The organism is Haloglomus salinum, from assembly GCF_024298825.1.
Classification (GTDB): Archaea; Halobacteriota; Halobacteria; order Halobacteriales; family Haloarculaceae; genus Haloglomus; species Haloglomus salinum.
Genome location: NZ_CP101153.1, coordinates 3,152,885 through 3,168,940, shown reverse-complemented (window position 1 = coordinate 3,168,940; position 16,056 = coordinate 3,152,885). Strand labels below are relative to the sequence as shown.

Annotated in this window: 19 protein-coding genes; 7 read left to right on the top strand and 12 right to left on the bottom strand. The window is 67.7% G+C overall.

Annotated features, from left to right (window positions below):
- Positions 1 to 14: 14 nt before the first annotated feature.
- A complete protein-coding gene (locus NL115_RS15385) occupies positions 15 to 194 on the top strand; it encodes a hypothetical protein (RefSeq protein ID WP_254830222.1) in 180 nt (59 codons plus the stop codon).
- 10 nt (positions 195 to 204) lie between these two features.
- On the opposite strand, the gene NL115_RS15380 is transcribed toward NL115_RS15385, so the two are convergent.
- A complete protein-coding gene (locus NL115_RS15380; protein ID WP_254830221.1) occupies positions 205 to 756 on the bottom strand; it encodes a hypothetical protein in 552 nt (183 codons plus the stop codon).
- A gap of 113 nt (positions 757 to 869) precedes the next feature.
- On the opposite strand from NL115_RS15380, the gene NL115_RS15375 reads away from it, so the two are divergent.
- The gene (locus NL115_RS15375; protein WP_254830220.1) at positions 870 to 3,602 is read left to right on the top strand and encodes an AAA domain-containing protein; all 2,733 of its coding nucleotides are present in this window, start codon (positions 870 to 872) and stop codon (positions 3,600 to 3,602) included.
- Positions 3,603 to 3,630: 28 nt separating this feature from the next.
- On the opposite strand, the gene NL115_RS15370 is transcribed toward NL115_RS15375, so the two are convergent.
- Positions 3,631 to 4,437 carry an arylamine N-acetyltransferase family protein gene (locus NL115_RS15370; RefSeq protein ID WP_254830219.1) on the bottom strand — a complete coding sequence of 269 codons (807 nt, stop codon included), beginning with the start codon at positions 4,435 to 4,437 and terminating at the stop codon, positions 3,631 to 3,633.
- A 116-nt stretch (positions 4,438 to 4,553) separates the two neighbouring features.
- Between NL115_RS15370 and NL115_RS15365 the strand changes: the two genes are divergently transcribed.
- Both NL115_RS15365 and NL115_RS15360 read left to right on the top strand, forming a co-directional pair.
- On the top strand, positions 4,554 to 5,093 hold the full coding sequence (locus NL115_RS15365; protein WP_254830218.1) for a DUF6789 family protein: 540 nt from the start codon (positions 4,554 to 4,556) through the stop codon (positions 5,091 to 5,093).
- Positions 5,094 to 5,437: 344 nt separating this feature from the next.
- Positions 5,438 to 5,608: a hypothetical protein gene (locus NL115_RS15360; RefSeq protein ID WP_254830217.1), complete on the top strand. Its 171-nt coding sequence runs from the start codon at positions 5,438 to 5,440 to the stop codon at positions 5,606 to 5,608.
- A 150-nt stretch (positions 5,609 to 5,758) separates the two neighbouring features.
- On the opposite strand, the gene NL115_RS15355 is transcribed toward NL115_RS15360, so the two are convergent.
- Together NL115_RS15355 and NL115_RS15350 are read right to left on the bottom strand one after the other, a co-directional pair.
- On the bottom strand, positions 5,759 to 5,935 hold the full coding sequence (locus NL115_RS15355) for a type II toxin-antitoxin system RelE family toxin (RefSeq protein ID WP_254830216.1): 177 nt from the start codon (positions 5,933 to 5,935) through the stop codon (positions 5,759 to 5,761).
- Positions 5,936 to 6,036: 101 nt separating this feature from the next.
- Positions 6,037 to 6,309 (bottom strand): ribbon-helix-helix domain-containing protein, encoded by a 273-nt coding sequence (locus tag NL115_RS15350; protein WP_254830215.1) that lies wholly within the window; start codon positions 6,307 to 6,309, stop codon positions 6,037 to 6,039.
- 249 nt (positions 6,310 to 6,558) lie between these two features.
- Between NL115_RS15350 and NL115_RS15345 the strand changes: the two genes are divergently transcribed.
- Complete coding sequence (locus NL115_RS15345; RefSeq protein ID WP_254830214.1) at positions 6,559 to 6,789, top strand: hypothetical protein; 231 nt, start codon at positions 6,559 to 6,561, stop codon at positions 6,787 to 6,789.
- Between the two features lie 72 nt (positions 6,790 to 6,861).
- Here NL115_RS15345 and NL115_RS15340 read toward each other — a convergent pair whose 3' ends face one another.
- The gene (locus NL115_RS15340) at positions 6,862 to 7,458 is read right to left on the bottom strand and encodes a DUF6149 family protein (RefSeq protein ID WP_254821778.1); all 597 of its coding nucleotides are present in this window, start codon (positions 7,456 to 7,458) and stop codon (positions 6,862 to 6,864) included.
- Between the two features lie 161 nt (positions 7,459 to 7,619).
- Here NL115_RS15340 and NL115_RS15335 point away from each other — a divergent pair, with 161 nt between their 5' ends.
- Together NL115_RS15335 and NL115_RS15330 are read left to right on the top strand one after the other, a co-directional pair.
- On the top strand, positions 7,620 to 8,867 hold the full coding sequence (locus NL115_RS15335) for an NAD(P)/FAD-dependent oxidoreductase (RefSeq protein WP_254830213.1): 1,248 nt from the start codon (positions 7,620 to 7,622) through the stop codon (positions 8,865 to 8,867).
- Between the two features lie 123 nt (positions 8,868 to 8,990).
- Complete coding sequence (locus tag NL115_RS15330) at positions 8,991 to 9,698, top strand: class I SAM-dependent methyltransferase (RefSeq protein WP_254830212.1); 708 nt, start codon at positions 8,991 to 8,993, stop codon at positions 9,696 to 9,698.
- Positions 9,699 to 9,711: 13 nt separating this feature from the next.
- Here NL115_RS15330 and NL115_RS15325 read toward each other — a convergent pair whose 3' ends face one another.
- The 7 genes from NL115_RS15325 to NL115_RS15295 form a co-directional block, all read right to left on the bottom strand.
- Positions 9,712 to 9,984 carry a DUF5827 family protein gene (locus NL115_RS15325; RefSeq protein ID WP_254830211.1) on the bottom strand — a complete coding sequence of 91 codons (273 nt, stop codon included), beginning with the start codon at positions 9,982 to 9,984 and terminating at the stop codon, positions 9,712 to 9,714.
- A gap of 68 nt (positions 9,985 to 10,052) precedes the next feature.
- A complete protein-coding gene (locus tag NL115_RS15320; RefSeq protein ID WP_254830210.1) occupies positions 10,053 to 10,691 on the bottom strand; it encodes a hypothetical protein in 639 nt (212 codons plus the stop codon).
- Positions 10,692 to 10,908: 217 nt separating this feature from the next.
- Positions 10,909 to 11,520, bottom strand: a complete 612-nt coding sequence (sod, locus tag NL115_RS15315; protein WP_254821773.1) for a superoxide dismutase [Mn] — start codon at positions 11,518 to 11,520, stop codon at positions 10,909 to 10,911.
- Between the two features lie 116 nt (positions 11,521 to 11,636).
- Entirely contained in the window at positions 11,637 to 12,743 is a 1,107-nt protein-coding gene (locus tag NL115_RS15310) for an MBL fold metallo-hydrolase (protein ID WP_254830209.1), read from the bottom strand.
- Positions 12,740 to 13,096: a ubiquitin-like small modifier protein 1 gene (locus tag NL115_RS15305; RefSeq protein WP_254830208.1), complete on the bottom strand. Its 357-nt coding sequence runs from the start codon at positions 13,094 to 13,096 to the stop codon at positions 12,740 to 12,742. Before NL115_RS15305 ends, NL115_RS15310 begins: the two co-directional genes overlap by 4 nt.
- Before the next feature lie 98 nt (positions 13,097 to 13,194).
- Positions 13,195 to 14,541 carry an MFS transporter gene (locus NL115_RS15300; protein WP_254830207.1) on the bottom strand — a complete coding sequence of 449 codons (1,347 nt, stop codon included), beginning with the start codon at positions 14,539 to 14,541 and terminating at the stop codon, positions 13,195 to 13,197.
- A 124-nt stretch (positions 14,542 to 14,665) separates the two neighbouring features.
- Positions 14,666 to 15,691, bottom strand: a complete 1,026-nt coding sequence (locus NL115_RS15295) for a twin-arginine translocation signal domain-containing protein (RefSeq protein ID WP_254830206.1) — start codon at positions 15,689 to 15,691, stop codon at positions 14,666 to 14,668.
- Between the last annotated feature and the right edge of the window lie 365 nt (positions 15,692 to 16,056).

Here is a 16,056-nt window from a genome sequence, read left to right as displayed (position 1 = left end):
GTATGGCCCTCCCGATGCAGTTCGCTGGAACGGGCGGCGTCGGTGGACTCGTCATCGCGCTCGTGGTCCCGTTCCTCCTCGTCGCCTTCGGGTCGTACGTTGGCGTCCTGATGGCACTCCAGTCGTTCTTCGGTGCGGAATCGTTCGCAGAGGCAGTCGAGAGCGTCGAGAACGAATCAGTGACGGAGGAGTAGCGGTCGCCGGTTACTCGAAGCCGCGGCCGACCCCATCCTCCTCGATGAGGTCGTCGAGCTCTTTCGACAGCAGTTCCTCGGCCTCCTCGAACGTCTCGGAGAGGTCGTTCATCTCCTCGGGGCGGCCGTCGAACTCGTACTCCATCGGGCCAAACGCCGGCGAGTCGAGCGCGTCCATCACGTCCTCGAACAGGGCGTCGCCGGTCGTCGGCGCGTCGGCGTGGGTCTTCAGGACCTCTTCCAGTCGCTTCGCCGACTCCGCGGCGGCGTCCTCGTCCTCGGGCGCGGACTGGACGCCGAACCGACCGTCGTGGTCGCGGTCGGGGAACAGCGGTTCGAGGTCGTCGTCGATGCGGCGGGCCACCTCGCTCCCGACGCCCTTCACGTCGAACGGGTTCCTGGCGTACGTCTTGAGCTGGAAGACGCCCGCGGACGGGTGGCCGATGAACATGTCCTCGCCGAGGCCACCGCGTCGGTCGCCCGCGACGGCCCGCCAGCCGTCCGGGTCGGCCCCCGAGTCGACCACGTCCTCGACGATGTCCTGCCAGTCGCGCACGCGCATGCTCCGTGTTCGGTGGTCCGTCGGCAAGAGCGTGTCGTCCACGGAGACGCCACGATTGCCACCCGGGTCGGGATGACCGATACGCTCTTTCCCCCGACGGCACAGGGACTGCTGTGAACGTACGGGGGCCTGTCGTCGAGGTGGGTGAGACGCGGACGGTGAGCGGCGGGACCGACCTCGCCGAGGTGACGGTCCGGCCAGAGGGCGGCGCGGCGCCGCCGACGCAGGTGACGCTGTGGCGCAAGTGGGCCGAGACCGCCGACTACCTCGAGCCAGGCATGGAACTGCTCGTCACGGATGTCGAGACCGAGGAGTGGCAGGGCGAGACGCAGTACAGCACCACGCCCACCTCGTGGGTCGTCGTCGAGCCGGACTTCCTCGTCGACGTGACGGGCATCCGCGCGTGGGTCCAGTGCCCGCGGATGTACTACCTGAACAAGCTGCAGGGCGTCCCGCTCAAATATCCGGTCGTGAAGGGGACCGTCGTCCACGAAGTGTTCGGCGACCTCCTGCGCGGCGGCGACCTCGACGAGGCCGTCGAGAAGCAGGTCGAGGCGGCCGCGCTCGACATCGGCCTGCTCGGACTGGACCCCGACGAGGTGGCCGAGGAGGTGCGGGCGAACGCCGCGGCCATCCAGGCCTGGCTGGAGCAGGGGACGTTGACCGAGACCGACAGCTGGCGCTCCGAGCAGACGCTCGTCTCCGAGACCTTCGGCATCAAGGGCCGGGCCGACGCCGTCCGCCGGGGTGCGCCGGTCGAGCTGAAGACGGGGAAGAACACGAAGGGCGAGCCGCGCTTCCAGGACAAGGTGCAGGCGGCGTGCTACGCACTGATGCTGGGCGAGTACGCCGACGTGGACGGCGCGGTCGAGGAGGACGGAACCCCCATCAGCGGCGGGGGGGACACCGCGGCGGCCATCCCGGACACGGGGACGCTCATCTACACGAAGAACGCCGCACTCGACCGCAACGAGGAGTCGGGCGACCTCTCACCGGCCAAGGACTTCTCCATCGGCCGCGGGTTCGCCGAGTACGTCCTCCGCGAGCGCAACCACCTCGCCGCGATGGAGCACGACCACTCGGTCCCGACGGGCTACGAGGCGAACGCGAAGTGCGAGTACTGCTTCGAGCAGGACCCGTGCATGGCCGTGGCGGGGCGCCTCGAACAGGAGGCGAAGGCCGGGATGATTCCGGGCATCGCCGTCACCGAGGCGGAACAGGCGTACTTCGACCGGTTCTACCGCGCCATCGAGGCAGAGCGGCGGGAAGTCCACCGCGAGTACCGCAAGCTCTGGGAACAGACGGCCGAGGAACGGGCCGACGACGACCGCGCCCTCGTCGACCTCGAACCCGCGGGCCGCGAGTGGCGCGAGGCCGAGAGCCAGTGGGAACTCCGCGCCCGCCGCACGAGCGAGGCCGTCTCGAAGATCCGGGAGGGCGACCTCGTCCTCGCTAGCGAGGGCCATCCCACGCGGACGAAGGCCGAACTCGCGCGCGTCGAGTCACTGGGGAGCGGCACCGACGGCGACATCGTCCTGACGGCCGACGAGCCGCTCGACGTCCGTCGACTGGACGTCTACCCCTCGGAGCTGACCGTCGACCGCCAGTTGAACGCGCTCCACGACGCCATCCTCGCGGGCGACGAGGAGCGCAAGGACGTGCTGTTCGGGCGGCGCGACCCGGAGTTCAGCGACGACCACGAGACGCACATCGACAACAACGAGGCCCAGAACGAGGCCGTCAACCTCGCGCTCAACGCCGAGGACTTCGCGCTCGTCCACGGGCCGCCGGGCACGGGCAAGACGTACACGCTGGCGACGCTCGTCCGGGCGCTCGTCGAGCGGGGTGACCGCGTTCTGCTGTCGGCGTTCACCAACCGCGCGGTCGACAACGCACTGGAGGCGCTCCGGGACCAGGGGTTCGAGGACTTCCTCCGCGTCGGCTCGAAGTCGGGCGTCCGGGCGGACATGCACGACCACCTGCTCGACCAGACGGGCGACCCGGACCGCGTGGCGAGAGAACTACAGGAGGCGTCGGTCGTCGCCGCGACCACCGCGTCCTGCGGGTCGCGCGCGGTGAAATCCCGCGACTTCGACGTGGCCGTCGTCGACGAGGCTGGGCAGCTGACCGAACCGGGGACCTTCCTCGCGACGAACCGCGCCGACCGGTTCGTCCTCGTCGGCGACCACCAGCAGTTGCCGCCCGTCGTCCGTGCGGAGAACGACCTCCAGACCTCGCTGTTCGAGCGGCTCATCGACGCGTACCCAGAGGCGGGCGTGATGCTGGACCGCCAGTACCGGATGTGCCAGCGCGTCCAGTGGTTCTCCTCCGAGGAGTTCTACGACGGCGAGTTGCGCCCGGCGACGCCCGAGGTAGCAGGGCGGCGGCTCGAGAATCTCGACGGGGTGGACACGTCACGGTTGCCCGACTCGCTCCGCGACGCCGTCGCCTTCGTGGACCCGGACGGTCGGCAGGTCGGGAACACGAACCCGACGGAGGCCGACGCCGTGGCCGACACCGTGCGGACCTACCTCGATGCGGGGGTCGCACCCGAGGACATCGGCGTCATCGCCCCGTTCCGTGCGCAGGTCGCCGAGATCGGCAAGCGTCTCGACGGGACCGGAGTCGCCGTCGACACCGTCGACCGGTTCCAGGGCTCGGCAAAGGAGGTCATCGTCGTCTCGTTCGTCGCGACCGGGGGCGTCGAGAGCCCCATCTTCGAGGACCACAGGCGGATGAACGTCGCGCTCACGCGGGCGAAGCGGTCGCTCGCGCTCGTGGGCGACACGGCGGCGCTGGAGTCGGACCCGTTCTACCGGCGACTCCTCCAGTGGGCCCGGCGCTGAGTGGTCGGCCGGCGGCTGCCGGTGGGAGTCACCGGGGGTAGTCGATGTCGAACCACTCGTCGAGTCGCTCGTACCACTCCTCGGCGCCGACGACCGGGTGCTCGGTGGCCTCGCCGTCGACCCACTCGACGAACCGGGTCGGCGTCAGTTTCACGTGTCCGCGGTCGGTCGCGCGGGTCACGACCGGGGACCCCGTGAACGGCGACTCCGGGGCGGTCGAGAGGTAGTCGTTGGTCGCCTGGAAGTAACTCAGGTCGCGGGGTTCCGTGTCGAACAGGTACCGGTCGTTCCACTCTCCCGTGCTCTGACACCGGAACTGGGTCAGGGCATCGGCATCGGGCCGCTCGGTCCCGACGACCTTCCAGGCGACGCCGGCCTCGTCCGTCACGACCGTTCCGTCGAGCGGGAGCGGCTTCCGGAGCGTCGGCGTGCCGAGCCCCACGTCGACGAGGTAGCGCTTCCCACCGAACGTCGCGAGATTGACGAGATGGTTGGCCGGAGGGCGAGCCTCGCCGTCCTCGTGGAGGTTGACGGCGGCGACGTACGACCGTTCGACCCCGAGTTCGTCGAGGAGCCAGCCGAACACCCCGTTCAGTTCGTAGCAGTACCCACCCCGCCGGTCGGCCACGACCTTCCGGTACAGCGCCGACTCCTCGAGCTGGACGGCAGTTCCCCCGCTGTCACCGTCGAACGGGTCCCCTGCGACCGACAGCGTCTCGAACGGGACCGTCCGGACGTGTGCCGACTGGAGCGACGTAACAGCGGCTACCGACGCCGGGCAGCCCACCGAAGCAGGGTCGACACCGAGGCGCTCCAGATACCTGTGACACTCCACAACACACTGAATCCACGGTCAGCAGATATTGGTACTCCCGGTTTGACACGGTGGTTCTTACTGTCCGCCGCATGGTGTGCCAATCCTTATCAGGACGGCCAACGTCATACGTACACATGTCACAGAGCGACAGTGGCGTGGAGGACGCCAACATGGACACGACGCTCGCCAACGAGCATCCCGAACCCAACGTGGATGTCCTGGCCGGCATCCTCGCGGACGGGCTGGTCGGGGCACTCGGCGGCTTCGTCGGCACCTCGTTGATGACCGTCGTCTTCCTCGTCGGCGCGTCACTGGGCGGCTTCGAGATGTCCTCGTTCGGCACCACGGCCGAACTCATCGGGCTGGACGCGGTGCTGGGTCCGGAGATGGTGCTCGCCGCCGGGTACGTCATCTTCCTCGGCGGCGGGATGACGACGTGGCCGCTCCTGTTCGCCTCCATCGGGCGCTACCTGCCGGGCGAGGACTACGCGACCGCTGGCCTCACCTACGGCTTCGTCCTCTGGACGGGCTTCGTGCTGGCGTTCAACGTCGGCTACAGCGGCACCGCGCTCGCCGTCTACGTCGTCCTCTCGCTCGTCGCCCACCTCGTCTACGGCTTCTCCATGGGCTCGGTGTTCGACTACCTCGGGGACCGGCCCGACACGCTGGTCTGAACGAGCTTTTTTCCGCTGCGGGTTGCCTTGACGGCCGGCTTCGCCGACCGTCTGCGGCAACCACTTGCGCAAAAAACGTTCAGAAAAAAGGCCGGCACTCGGCCGCTTCGCGGCCTCGTGCCGGTGAAACCGCGCCTGCGGCGCGGTATGCAAGCCAGACAGTAGCTGGTCAAGTGGTGACCGGTCCGCCGTGTCCGCACCCGCCTCTACCGAAACCCATGGGAACTGATAGAAACGGCGTGCGAGATACAGGGCGCGAGTCGGTCACCTCCAGAAGTCAGAGACAGGAAGTAGTTATGTCCGATTTCGACAATACTATTCGAAAGTGGGGGCTACCGCATGGTATGATGCTCCTCCAGATGTTCGGAATCAACCCACTCGGTAGTTTGGTGCTGACACTCGTAATCCCGTTCGTAATCGTCCTTATTGCGACGTACCTGGGGGTCCTCGGAGCGCTACGGACGTTCTTCGGTGAGTCGTCCTGGCAGGACGTCTTGACCGTTGAGGAAGAGTGAAACCTTCCCCCACCAACCGCTGATGCAGTAGGCGTGGTCAATTGACCTCGGTAGGTTGTGCTAGAGTCACCTCCTACGTCGGTCACGATTGTTCTACCAGGCTTCAAGCACTCTCGCCAGGACCTCTGGACTCAGGACGCGTGTGCAGTATCAATCGTCGTCAGCTTTGTACGCGCCGCTACGGTGTTCGATGGTGTAGATGTCCAGCATCTTCTCGTCGTGATCGCATTCGGCACCGAGACGGAACTGTCCGATTCTGAGTTTGGAATACGGCGCTCCAGTCAGCGGTTCGAGATAGTCGTCCGTATCGCGCCACTGGTCTGCCACGATCTCGTCGAGTTTGTCGGTGACTACGGTTCTGGGCGTGCGTGTCGAGGTCGTCGTAGGTTCGTTTGGCTGGCGTGCGGAACTGCCAGTGCCAGCCCTCCTCACTCATCGTCGCCGACGATGTCCTCGCGCGAGAACGTCTCGCTCTCGCCAGTCCGACGCGCGTGCTCGACAGCAGCGATCTCCTTCCAACTTCCCCGGGTCAAATCCGGATGGCGGACCGCATCACGGAGTGCGTCCCGAATGAACTCGCTGCGACTGTTGTATCCCTCTTCCTGCCAGGTTGCGTCGATGTCCTCCAGAAACGTCTCAGTCACACGGATGTTGATGTTCGTCTTCGGAGGATCTCCTGATTTCGTATCCGCATTCGACATACATATGTATTACAGCAGCACCAATAAGTGGTTTCGGGTGGCCGGAATCAATCCTGACTGCCGGGGGATAGAACGGGCAGTAGATCGATGCTGACTACAACCTCTGTATGCAGCACGACCTCAACAGAATATCAGCGACTGGTGGTTTCAAACGACACCGCCCCCGACAACTGAGACCCCTGGAGGTTGCGGGCCGGGGAGTACCCCACCCAGGGTGGCGCTTAACATCACTGAGCGCCGAATGTAGGTATGGCGTTCGACCTCGGCTTCACGCTTCCGTTCTGTGACACCCCCGAACAGTCCGCCGTCATCGGCGTCGGCTCAGGCCTGGTCGGTGGCGGTGTCGGGCTCGCGGCCGGACTGGACGCGACTGGCGTGGTCGTGCTTGCGGGGACCCTGGCCTTCGCGGGGGAGATGGCGGGCCACGCCGAAGCCGGCGACTTCCAGCGGTGGTTCGGGAGCGAGAGAGATACCGAATGAACTGATGGATATGATTCGGTATGGGGGAATCTGCGGATTTATCTACGAGATATATCGAACTTCGCCATTTAGTCAGTCCGCGCTCGCTTCCTCGTCGTCGACGCCGGGCGCCTCGCTCGGGTCGACATCCTCCGGTTCGGCGGTCCCGCGGCCCTTCAGCATCCCGTCGGGCGTCTCGACGTACACGTCGTCGGCGAACCCCTCGATGGCGTTCTCGAACTCGGCGTCCTCCAGCTTCTCGGGTGTCGCGGGTGCCTCGGCCACGCCCGTCGGCGGCGTGAACTCGCCGAGCGGATCGTCGATGGTGATTCCGTACTCGCTGAAGAACGCCTCGTAGCGGCGGTAGTGGTCCTCCAGTTCGTCGGCGGGAATCTCCATCATCTCCGTCCAGCCGTGGTTGAAGAAGTCGAAGTTCGCCTGGATGTGGGTTATCTCGCGGGCCTCGGCCTCCGGGTAGCCCGCCTCCAGCGCGGCCACGTAGGTGTCCATCGTGGCGTCGAAGAAGTCGTCCAGATGGAGCCTGCGGGCCTCGTGGTTGGACTCGTCGGTCTTGCCCAGGAAGATATCCGTGTGCATATCGACGAGTCTGTCGTTGACCCGCGGCCCGATGACGGGCGTCGTCAGCGCCTTCTTCGCCGCCCAGTGACGAACGTTCTGACGGATCTTCATATCCGACTGGAAGGCCCGCGGACGCTTCAACCTCCCGACGCCCTGCCCCGACTGCCGGTGTCGGCGGACGTGGAGCGGTCGGAGACAGGAACTATCACGTATCTTCATCCGGGATTCGGCCGATGGCAACCCCTATTTGGCGGGGTATCTAAGCCCCCAGTATGACAACGTCGCACGTCATCATCGGCGACGGCATCGCGGGGTCGTCCGCCGCCGAGACCATCCGGGAAGAGGACCCGGGCGCGGACGTGACGGTGCTCACGGACGAGGGGGAGGCCCTCTACAACCGCATCCTCATCAAGGAGTTCGCCAAGGGGAAGCTGCCCGAGGCGCCCATCTCCATCCACGACGAGGAGTGGTACGCCGAGCGCGATATCGACCTCGAACTGAACACGTACGTCACGGACATCGACACGGATGCTCACGAGCTCCACACCCACGAGAGCGGGACCTACGAGTACGACAAGCTCCTCGTGGCGACGGGGGGGACGCCGACACAGCTTCCGGTCGGGAACAGCGACGCCGAGGGCGTCCACCACTTCTGGACGTTCGAGGACGCCCGCGCCATCAAGGAGCACGCCGACGAGGCGGAGACGGGCATCGTCGTCGGCGCCGGGCTGCTGGGCATCGACCTCGCGGCCATCTGCGCCGCCCAGGACATCGAGGGCAAGTATCTGATGCGTGGGGACTGCTGGTGGCGCTACGCGCTCTCGGAGGAGGGGGCCGAGATCATCCACGAGGCGCTCCGCGAGCGCGACGTGGAACCCGTCTTCCAGTCCGGCGTCGACCAGTTCGAGGTCGACGACGACGGCGTCGTCACGGGCGCGACGGACCCGAACGGGGACTACTACGAGGGTGACTTCGTGGGTGTCGCCATCGGCCTGGACTTCAACACGGAGTTCCTCCGCGGCTCCGGGCTCGACCTCGACAACGGCGTCGTCGTCGACGAGTACATGCAGACCAACGTCGAGGACGTGTACGCGGCGGGCGATATCACCCAGTTCAACGACCTCATCCTCGGCGAGCGCGCACAGAACGGTGCCTGGGGCTCGGCCAAGGAGCAGGGTTCCATCGCGGCCTCCAACATGGTCGCCGACGAGGCCGCCGAGGAGTTCCGCTGGGTCTCCTCGTACTCCATCACGCACTTCGACTTCCCGTTCCTCTCCTTCGGTCACCCGACGCTCGGCGACGACTTCGTCGAGCGCAAGTACTCGGACACGGAGTGGCGCCGCGTCGCGCTCAAGGACGGCCGCGTCATCGGCGGCGTCCTCATCGGCGACCTCGCACCCCAGTCGAAGCTCAAGCAGCTCGCGCGCGAGCAGCGCGACGTCTCCGGTCAGGAGGAGGTCCTGCTGGCCGAGACCATCGACCTCGACGACCTGGACCCGACGGCTGCCGAGGCGGAGTAGCGACCGGTCCCCGACCGTCGACGACATCTCGCCCCGCGACAGTTCCTCACACCCCCGGCCCATCGACCGACGGCGACCGCGTTCCAGTACCGTTTTATCCACGCGCCGGGGAGTGACAGGGACGTGAAGGGACGCGAGTGGTACCAGTCCGACGACGTGGCCGACGCCTACGAGGACAAACGGTTCTCGAACGGCGGCCGACTCATCGACGACCGCGAGAAGGAGGCGGTGCTGGACGCGCTCGGCACCGTCGAAGGCAAGGAGGTACTGGAGGTCGCCTGCGGGACGGGGCGGTTCACCTCCCTGCTGGCCGACCACGGCGCCGACATCGTCGGGCTGGACATCTCCCCGGCGATGCTGAAGCAGGGCCGCGAGAAAGCCCGGTCGGTCGGCGTCGACGAGCATCTGGAGTTCATGCGCGCCGACGCCGCGCGCCTGCCGTTCCCGGACGACCACTTCGATACGGTGCTGGCGATGCGCTTCTTCCATCTCGCGGACCGCCCGGCATCGTTCCTCTCCGAGATGGCTCGCGTCTCCCGGAACCAGGTGTTCTTCGACACGTTCAAGCGGTTCTCCTTCCGCTCCATCTACAACTTCGCGCTCCCGATGGGGTCGCGCCTCTACTCGACCGGCGAGGTCGAGCGGCTCCTCCAGGGTGCGGGCCTCCAGCTCGAGGGCTCACAGCACGACTTCGTCCTCCCGTACGGCTTCTACCGCCAGGTCCCCAGCGAGATCGCCGGGCCGGCCCGGGAGATAGACACCGCGCTCGTCCGGACTCCCATCGGCCGTCGGCTCGCCTCGGTCTCCTACTGGGACGCGCGCGTCTCGTGACGCGCCGACGGCCTCACTCCTCGCGTCGCAGGCCGTAGTAGCCGGGCTGGGAGTCGTGTTCGGGCTCGGCGAAGACGAACTGCTCCTGGTTGTAGACGAGCCACGGAATCGCCCAGTCCAGCAGGACGTTCTCCGTCTCGACGTCGAGTTCCTGGTCGAGCGGGACACCCTGCAGGAGCCGGGCGACCTCGTAGACGGTGTAGAGCTGGTCGGCGTCGAGCACCTCGTCGGGTTCGCGGAAGGCGAGGGGGCGCAGGTCGTCGAACGAATCGCGCGGACGTGGCATGGCTAGGGATGGCGCGAGCACGGGGTAAACGGTTGCGGGTCTGGGGCCGCCGACACGACCCGGCCGCGTCAGCCGGAGAACATATCGAAGTCCCGGACCCGGAGGTCGATGGTGGGCCGGAGCGTTCCGGTCGGCGTCGCCTCCCCGAAGCGGGTGTTGTCCACCACGAAGTGGTGGGTACCAGGGCTCAGCGGCCGGTTCACCTCGCCCTTGCCGCGCGCACCCATGACGGAGTGCCACTCGGACGGCTCGGGGCACCGGGGCCGATAGCCGGAACCACGGCCGTGCGGCTGGTCCCCTCCTGCGGCACTATCACCACCGTGCCGGTGGGCGCCGCCATCCTGCCGATGGTGTCCACCGCCGTGCCGACGGTTCCCTCCACCGAGTGGCCCCCCACAACCCATGCCGCTGGCGTGGTGGCCGCCCCCCTCCGTACGACGCACCAGCTGTCGGTACGTCTCGAACTCGCCGGGGTCGGACTGCCCGCCGAACAGCATGACATCGAACGGCGCGTCGGCTGTCACCTCGTAGCGGAGATTGAACTGTTTCCCCCGCTCGTCGATCCGGAGCGGCCGGTGATAGAACTCGCCGCTCGGAATCCGGGTGGTGGTCGAGACAGTACTGATGGTCTCGCGCTGTGCCGTACACCCCGCGAGGACCACTGCCCCTCCCGACGCGAGGGCGCCGAGGAAGGCACGCCGTTCCATCGCTCGAGGGTTCGATTCGAGCACACGTGCATCGTCGGTCGAACAGTTCGGCATTTTATACGCGACCGACCGCGGCTCGTGGGACACGGAGGGGAACGACGCCGGAGTACCGCCGCCACCGCGCCGCAGAAAGCCGCCGCTGGAGGCGCGGCTATCGGTGTGTGGCGCGAAAGAAAGCGTGATTGGAAGCCGACGCGGCCGGCGTCTCGTCGCGTGCCTACTCGAAGTGCTCGACGCTGCGCTGGTACTGCTGTTCGCAGTAGTCCCAGTCGATGTGGTCGAGGAAGCCCTCGATGAAGCTGCCCCGGTCCGGCCCGTAGTCGTAGTAGTAGGAGTGCTCCCACACGTCCAGCGCGATGACGGGGTGACTGCCCCACAGCGCGCCCTGGTCGTGCTTGTCCACCACGACGTTCCGGAGCTGGTTGGCGACGGGGTCGTACACCGTCAGGGCCCAGCCGCCCGCGGCGCCCGCGGCGGCCTTGAACTCGCCCTTCCAGCCCTCGAACGAGCCGAAGTCCTCCTCGATGCGGTCCGCGAGGTCACCGGACGGCTCGCCGCCGCCGTTCGGCGACATGTTCTCCCAGAAGTGGGTGTGGAGGTAGTGTCCACTGCCGTTGTGGGTCACGTTCCGCATCGCACCGCCGGAGGAACCGAAGTCGCCGGCGTCGCGGTTCTCGGCCAGCGTCTCCTCGGCGGACTCGAGGCCGTTCACGTAGCCGTTGTGGTGCGTGTCGTGATGCCACGTGAGCACCTGTTCGTCGAGGAACGGCTCCAGCGCGTCGTAATCGTACGGCAGGTCGGGAAGTTCAGGGTTGGAATGTTCGGGCATCTATATCACCAGTCGGGTTCACTCTCGGCTCCGGGTTAAACGTTGAGGCGTCGGAAGAGGGAGTCCGGAACCACAGGACTCGTCCCCCGGAACCACAGAAGCCGTGCCCCGGACCCCTACCCCGGCCCCGGAATCGCGCCCGGGCGCAGGGCCAGGTCCGCCACGTCCGGGAACAGGTCGTCGAGGTCGGGCGACTCGTCCACCAGCTCGTACGCCCGGCCCTCGTGGCTGGCGGCTCCGCCGCCGGCTGCTCGGTCCCCGGCATCGCCGGGAACTCGCGCGACGATGCCGACATCCGCGAGATGGTGCAGGTGGGCGTACGCCTCGCCGGGGCCGTGGAGGATATGGATGGACGAGAGCTCGCCGAACAGGTGCGCCGAGACCGTCCACGGGTCCGCCGGGCCCGACTCGCGCAGGTAGTCGACGATTTTCTCCGTCCGCTCGCGATGGTGGACGACGATGTCCGCCGCGCGACCGACCGGGTCGATGATGACGCCCCGGTGGCCCGGCCACGCCCGCGTGTACCCCGCCCGAACGATGTCGGCGAGCGTCTCCAGATAGTCGGCCAGGGGGGTGTCGACGCGAGTGTCGGCGCCGCCGACGTTCGGCGTGTAGTACGGCAGGAGCGCGTCGCCGCTGAACAGCTCTCGCCCGTCGCGCCCGTCGAAGGTGTAGCCGGCGAGGCCGGCCGCGTGACCGGGCAGGTGGACCGCTTCGAGTTCGATGGCGCCCGCATCGAACGTCGCACCGCCGACGAACGGCTCGACGTCGGGGGTATCGCCCGCTTCCCCCTCGCCCAGCTCCATGAACGCGAACAGCTCCTCGCGCTTGTCGTCGGGCATCCCCCACTCGTCGACCAGCCGTTCGAGCGTCTCGCGGGACTCGGCCTCCGCCTCGGGAGCTCCCTCGATGAGGGCGGCGTCGGCCTCGTGGGCGCGGACGACACAGTCGCTCTCTGCCTGGATGGCCCCCGCCAGCCCGACGTGGTCCATGTGCCAGTGGGTGAGCAGTATCTGGTCGACATCCGCGAACGTCAGGTCGTACGCGGCGAGTCCCTCGCGGAGTTCCGTCTCCGTGTCGGGCATCGCGATGCCGGTGTCGACCAGCGTCGTCGGCCCGGCGTCCGTGTCGGCGCCGACGACGTAGCAGTTGTTCTGCCCCTCGAAGGCGTTGTTGCCGAGCTGGACCTGCCCGAGTTCGAAGGGCAGCGCGGGGTCGGTCATAGAGCCACCCCCTGAGTGGTGGTTCGGCCGCGTGTCCGCTCGGTGCTCCCGGCAACGGCGCCACCCGACACCGACGGCGCAACGGTCACGCGGTCGCCGGCATCGAGGTCCGTGTCGGGACCGTCGAGGTCCCTGATGGGGTTCCCGTTCCGGGAGACGTTGATGTGGGGGCGGAGCCGCTCTTCGCTGGTGAACAGGAGCGGGTGGAGGTCCGGATGCGTCGCCGCCACGTCCTTCAGGAGGGCGTTCACTGTTGTTCCCGGGTCGAGCGGGCGCGAGAGGGCCTTCTCGCCGACTGCGTCTCGGACGGTGCCGTAGAACTCCAGGGTGACCGTCTCGTCGTCGCCTGCCATGCCTGGCGCGTCGCCCGGCGACGTGAAAGGTCTGCCCCTCACCTCGGGCCGGGAGTCGACGAGAGCACCGGAGCCGCGCCGGCGGTGGCCCGTCGGAGTCAGTCCCCGCCGACCGCCGACGGGTCGTCCGCATCCGGTGGCGTGCTGCCCGTCCCGAGCGTCTCCTCGACCTGCGTGACGGTGATGAGAAGTCCCAGCAGCGAGAGGGCGGCGCCGAAGGCGAACGGGGCCAGCAGGCCGAACGAGAACAGGAACCCGGAGACGAGCGGTCCGAACGCCACGCCCAGGCCGAACGCCATCGTCAGCACGGAGAGCGTGGTGCCGGAGTTCCCACCTCGCGCGAGGTCGCCCGCGATGGCGAGGCCGGGCGCGAACACCATCGCGACGGCCACGCCCTGCAGGAGCCGCGCGAGCAGCATCAACGCGGGGCCGACAGCACCGGCCACACCGGTGACGAGCGGGATGAGTCCCTGCGCGAGCACCGACGGCACGAGCAGCGCGAACCCGGCGACGATGAAGGGACGCCGACCGTACTCGTCGGCCCAGTTCCCGATGGGGACCTGCAGGAAGACGTTCGCGACGACGACGGCGGAGAACTGAAGCCCGAACAGCGTCGACCCCTGCCCCAGGGCGTTGTTGATGGGCTCTTGCAGCGTCGCGAACAGCGCGATGGTCAGTGCCATGAACAGCGTCCCGACCCCGACGGCGAACACGGTGTCGAGTCCGCCGTCCGGGTCCAGCACCTTGACCGAGAGAGAGTCAGCCGCCTCGGCGTCGGGCCGTGGCGGCTCGTCGACCAGCCAGACGACCAGGGCGAACGAGACGACGGCCCCGATGACGGCGATGGCGAACGCGGCGTTGAACCCAGAGAGGGCGAAGCCCCCGAGCATGTACTGCGTGACCGTCTCGCGCCCGAAGCCCCCCGCGACGACGATGCCGGCCACGATGGGGCCGAAGCCGAATCCGATGAGGCGGAAGGTGTTGAACACGCCGAAGTTACCCCCACGCTCGGAGTCGCTGGTGGCGTAGTCGTTCACCAGCGCGACCGTCGCCGGCACGGTCAGCGCCGCGCCGAGCCCCTGGAACGCCCGGACGAGCAGGACCGCGGCGTACGAGGAGACGAACGGGTAGGCCGCGCTCGCGACGCCGAAGACGACGAGGCCGCCGAGGATGAACGGCTTGCGCGCCCCGACACGGTCGGAGATGCGCCCCGTGACCGGCTGGCCGAAGCTGTTGAGAAAGCCGAACAGCGAGAGGACCAGCCCGATGAGGAACTCCTCGGTCAGGGTGAATCCCAGCACGTCGGTGCCGACGATGCCGTCGATAGCGATCTGCCCGCTCGCGATGTAGAGGGGGAGGACGATGATGAGAAAGGAGTTGCCGAGCGCGTCGGCCATGCGGGCCATGGCCAGTGCGAGGACGCGTCGGTCGGTCCCGAGAACCATTTGCCGCAACTTCGGGCGGCGGCCGTTTGACGCTTTGCATAGCGTCGCGTAACGCGGGTGACACGCGCGTCACCACCCTCAGACCCGCCGCGCCGCTCCGGGAGGCACTTCCGGACACCTCGGCTCAGAGCCCGGGAAGCCGGTCGCGGAAGTCGGTCCAGACCGCCTGCGGGGAGACCGTCGTCCGGACCACGAGCGACCGGCCGTCCGGGCCCAGTCGCACGCCGACCACTCCGCTGTCGGGGGTGCCGGACTCGTCGTTCAGCTTCCGGACCGCCGCCTGGAGGTTCTCGTTCTCGGTGATCGTGCGCGGGTCGTAGACGAAGACGAACGAGGTGAGCGTAGCATCCTCGGTGAAGCGGAGGCCGACGCCGATGGCCCGGAGGTCATCAACTGTCGCCGCCAGCGTCGGCCAGTCGTCGGGAATCGCCTCGGCGAGGCGGACCGCGAGGTCCGGGTCGAACGCGACCGCGCCGGAGACGGGCGGGCTTCCCAGCGGCGAGGCGGCCAGCGCACGACCGACCGACCGCAGGTCGCCGTCGGGCAGACGCTCCGACGCGCCCGCCCTCGTCCGGACCATCGCCGCCACGGCGTTCACGGCGGTCCCCTCCGGCGCGAGCAGGCCGCCCGCGACGGCCTGCCCCTCGCCGACCGCGAGTCCGAGCGAGCCACGCGAGGTCACGCCGTTCCGGTGAACACGGTCGAAGAACGGCGGGGTGTAGCCGAACAACCGGTGCCCGGCCACCGGCTCGTGCTCGGTGACGCTCCCCCGCGTGAACTCGTGGACCACCGGCCGGGGCTCGATGTCGCCGGTGAGCGCGGCCGTCGCTCCCATCGTCGTCAGGCCCTCGGTTCCGAATCCCAGCGCGGTCACCCGGTCGAGGTCGCTCATGTCGACGGACTCGACCGTCTGGTCGAACGACGTGGCCGTCGCGACCCACTCGTTCGGGAGCTGCTCGCGCCGCTTCCACGCCGTCGGCACATCCACCGACAGGTACGCCTGCCACGGGAACGGCTGGTCCAGCACGGCTGCCGGGTCGTAGAGCCACCGCTCGGCGGGCGGCTCACCGACCGCCGTCGAACAGCCCGCCAGTCCGACGGCTGCTGCGGTCGCACCGACCGTGGCCAGGAACCGCCGCCGGGAGGGCATCGTTGTCGGGGATTGCTCACGAACGGGTATATACCTCCTGTCATCGGGGCCCAGCCGCGCCGACAACAGGCCACCTCGATGGGGGAGACGTGACGGCTCGGAGACGCTATCCGATGAGACCCAACATCCTACCCACTATTCACTACGCATTCCCAATTTAATACGGCAATTGCATAGTTACCAGAATAATTAAGATATTATATAGATAATACATCACTTGCGTCCGCGCGAGCGAAGCGGGCACGGTTCACCGCTGGCTCCCTCCGGTCGCCAGCGGCTTTTTTGATGCAGATCTTTTGGCCGAGTGGTTCCGCGTTCGGGAGAGCAAAGCTCTCCCGCAGCCCATCAGAAATCGAAGATTTCTG

Coding starts and splice junctions, on each gene's coding strand:
- sod (WP_254821773.1), bottom strand. CDS start 11,520: ATGCCCGAACATTCCAACCCTGAACTTCCCGACCTGCCGTACGATTAC.
- NL115_RS15385 (WP_254830222.1), top strand. CDS start 15: ATGCAGTTCGCTGGAACGGGCGGCGTCGGTGGACTCGTCATCGCGCTC.
- NL115_RS15380 (WP_254830221.1), bottom strand. CDS start 756: ATGCGCGTGCGCGACTGGCAGGACATCGTCGAGGACGTGGTCGACTCG.
- NL115_RS15350 (WP_254830215.1), bottom strand. CDS start 6,309: ATGTCGAATGCGGATACGAAATCAGGAGATCCTCCGAAGACGAACATC.
- NL115_RS15325 (WP_254830211.1), bottom strand. CDS start 9,984: ATGCCACGTCCGCGCGATTCGTTCGACGACCTGCGCCCCCTCGCCTTC.
- NL115_RS15305 (WP_254830208.1), bottom strand. CDS start 13,096: ATGGCAGGCGACGACGAGACGGTCACCCTGGAGTTCTACGGCACCGTC.
- NL115_RS15360 (WP_254830217.1), top strand. CDS start 5,438: ATGATGCTCCTCCAGATGTTCGGAATCAACCCACTCGGTAGTTTGGTG.
- NL115_RS15365 (WP_254830218.1), top strand. CDS start 4,554: ATGTCACAGAGCGACAGTGGCGTGGAGGACGCCAACATGGACACGACG.
- NL115_RS15310 (WP_254830209.1), bottom strand. CDS start 12,743: ATGACCGACCCCGCGCTGCCCTTCGAACTCGGGCAGGTCCAGCTCGGC.
- NL115_RS15340 (WP_254821778.1), bottom strand. CDS start 7,458: ATGAAGATCCGTCAGAACGTTCGTCACTGGGCGGCGAAGAAGGCGCTG.
- NL115_RS15320 (WP_254830210.1), bottom strand. CDS start 10,691: ATGGAACGGCGTGCCTTCCTCGGCGCCCTCGCGTCGGGAGGGGCAGTG.
- NL115_RS15300 (WP_254830207.1), bottom strand. CDS start 14,541: ATGGTTCTCGGGACCGACCGACGCGTCCTCGCACTGGCCATGGCCCGC.
- NL115_RS15335 (WP_254830213.1), top strand. CDS start 7,620: ATGACAACGTCGCACGTCATCATCGGCGACGGCATCGCGGGGTCGTCC.
- NL115_RS15295 (WP_254830206.1), bottom strand. CDS start 15,691: ATGCCCTCCCGGCGGCGGTTCCTGGCCACGGTCGGTGCGACCGCAGCA.
- NL115_RS15345 (WP_254830214.1), top strand. CDS start 6,559: ATGGCGTTCGACCTCGGCTTCACGCTTCCGTTCTGTGACACCCCCGAA.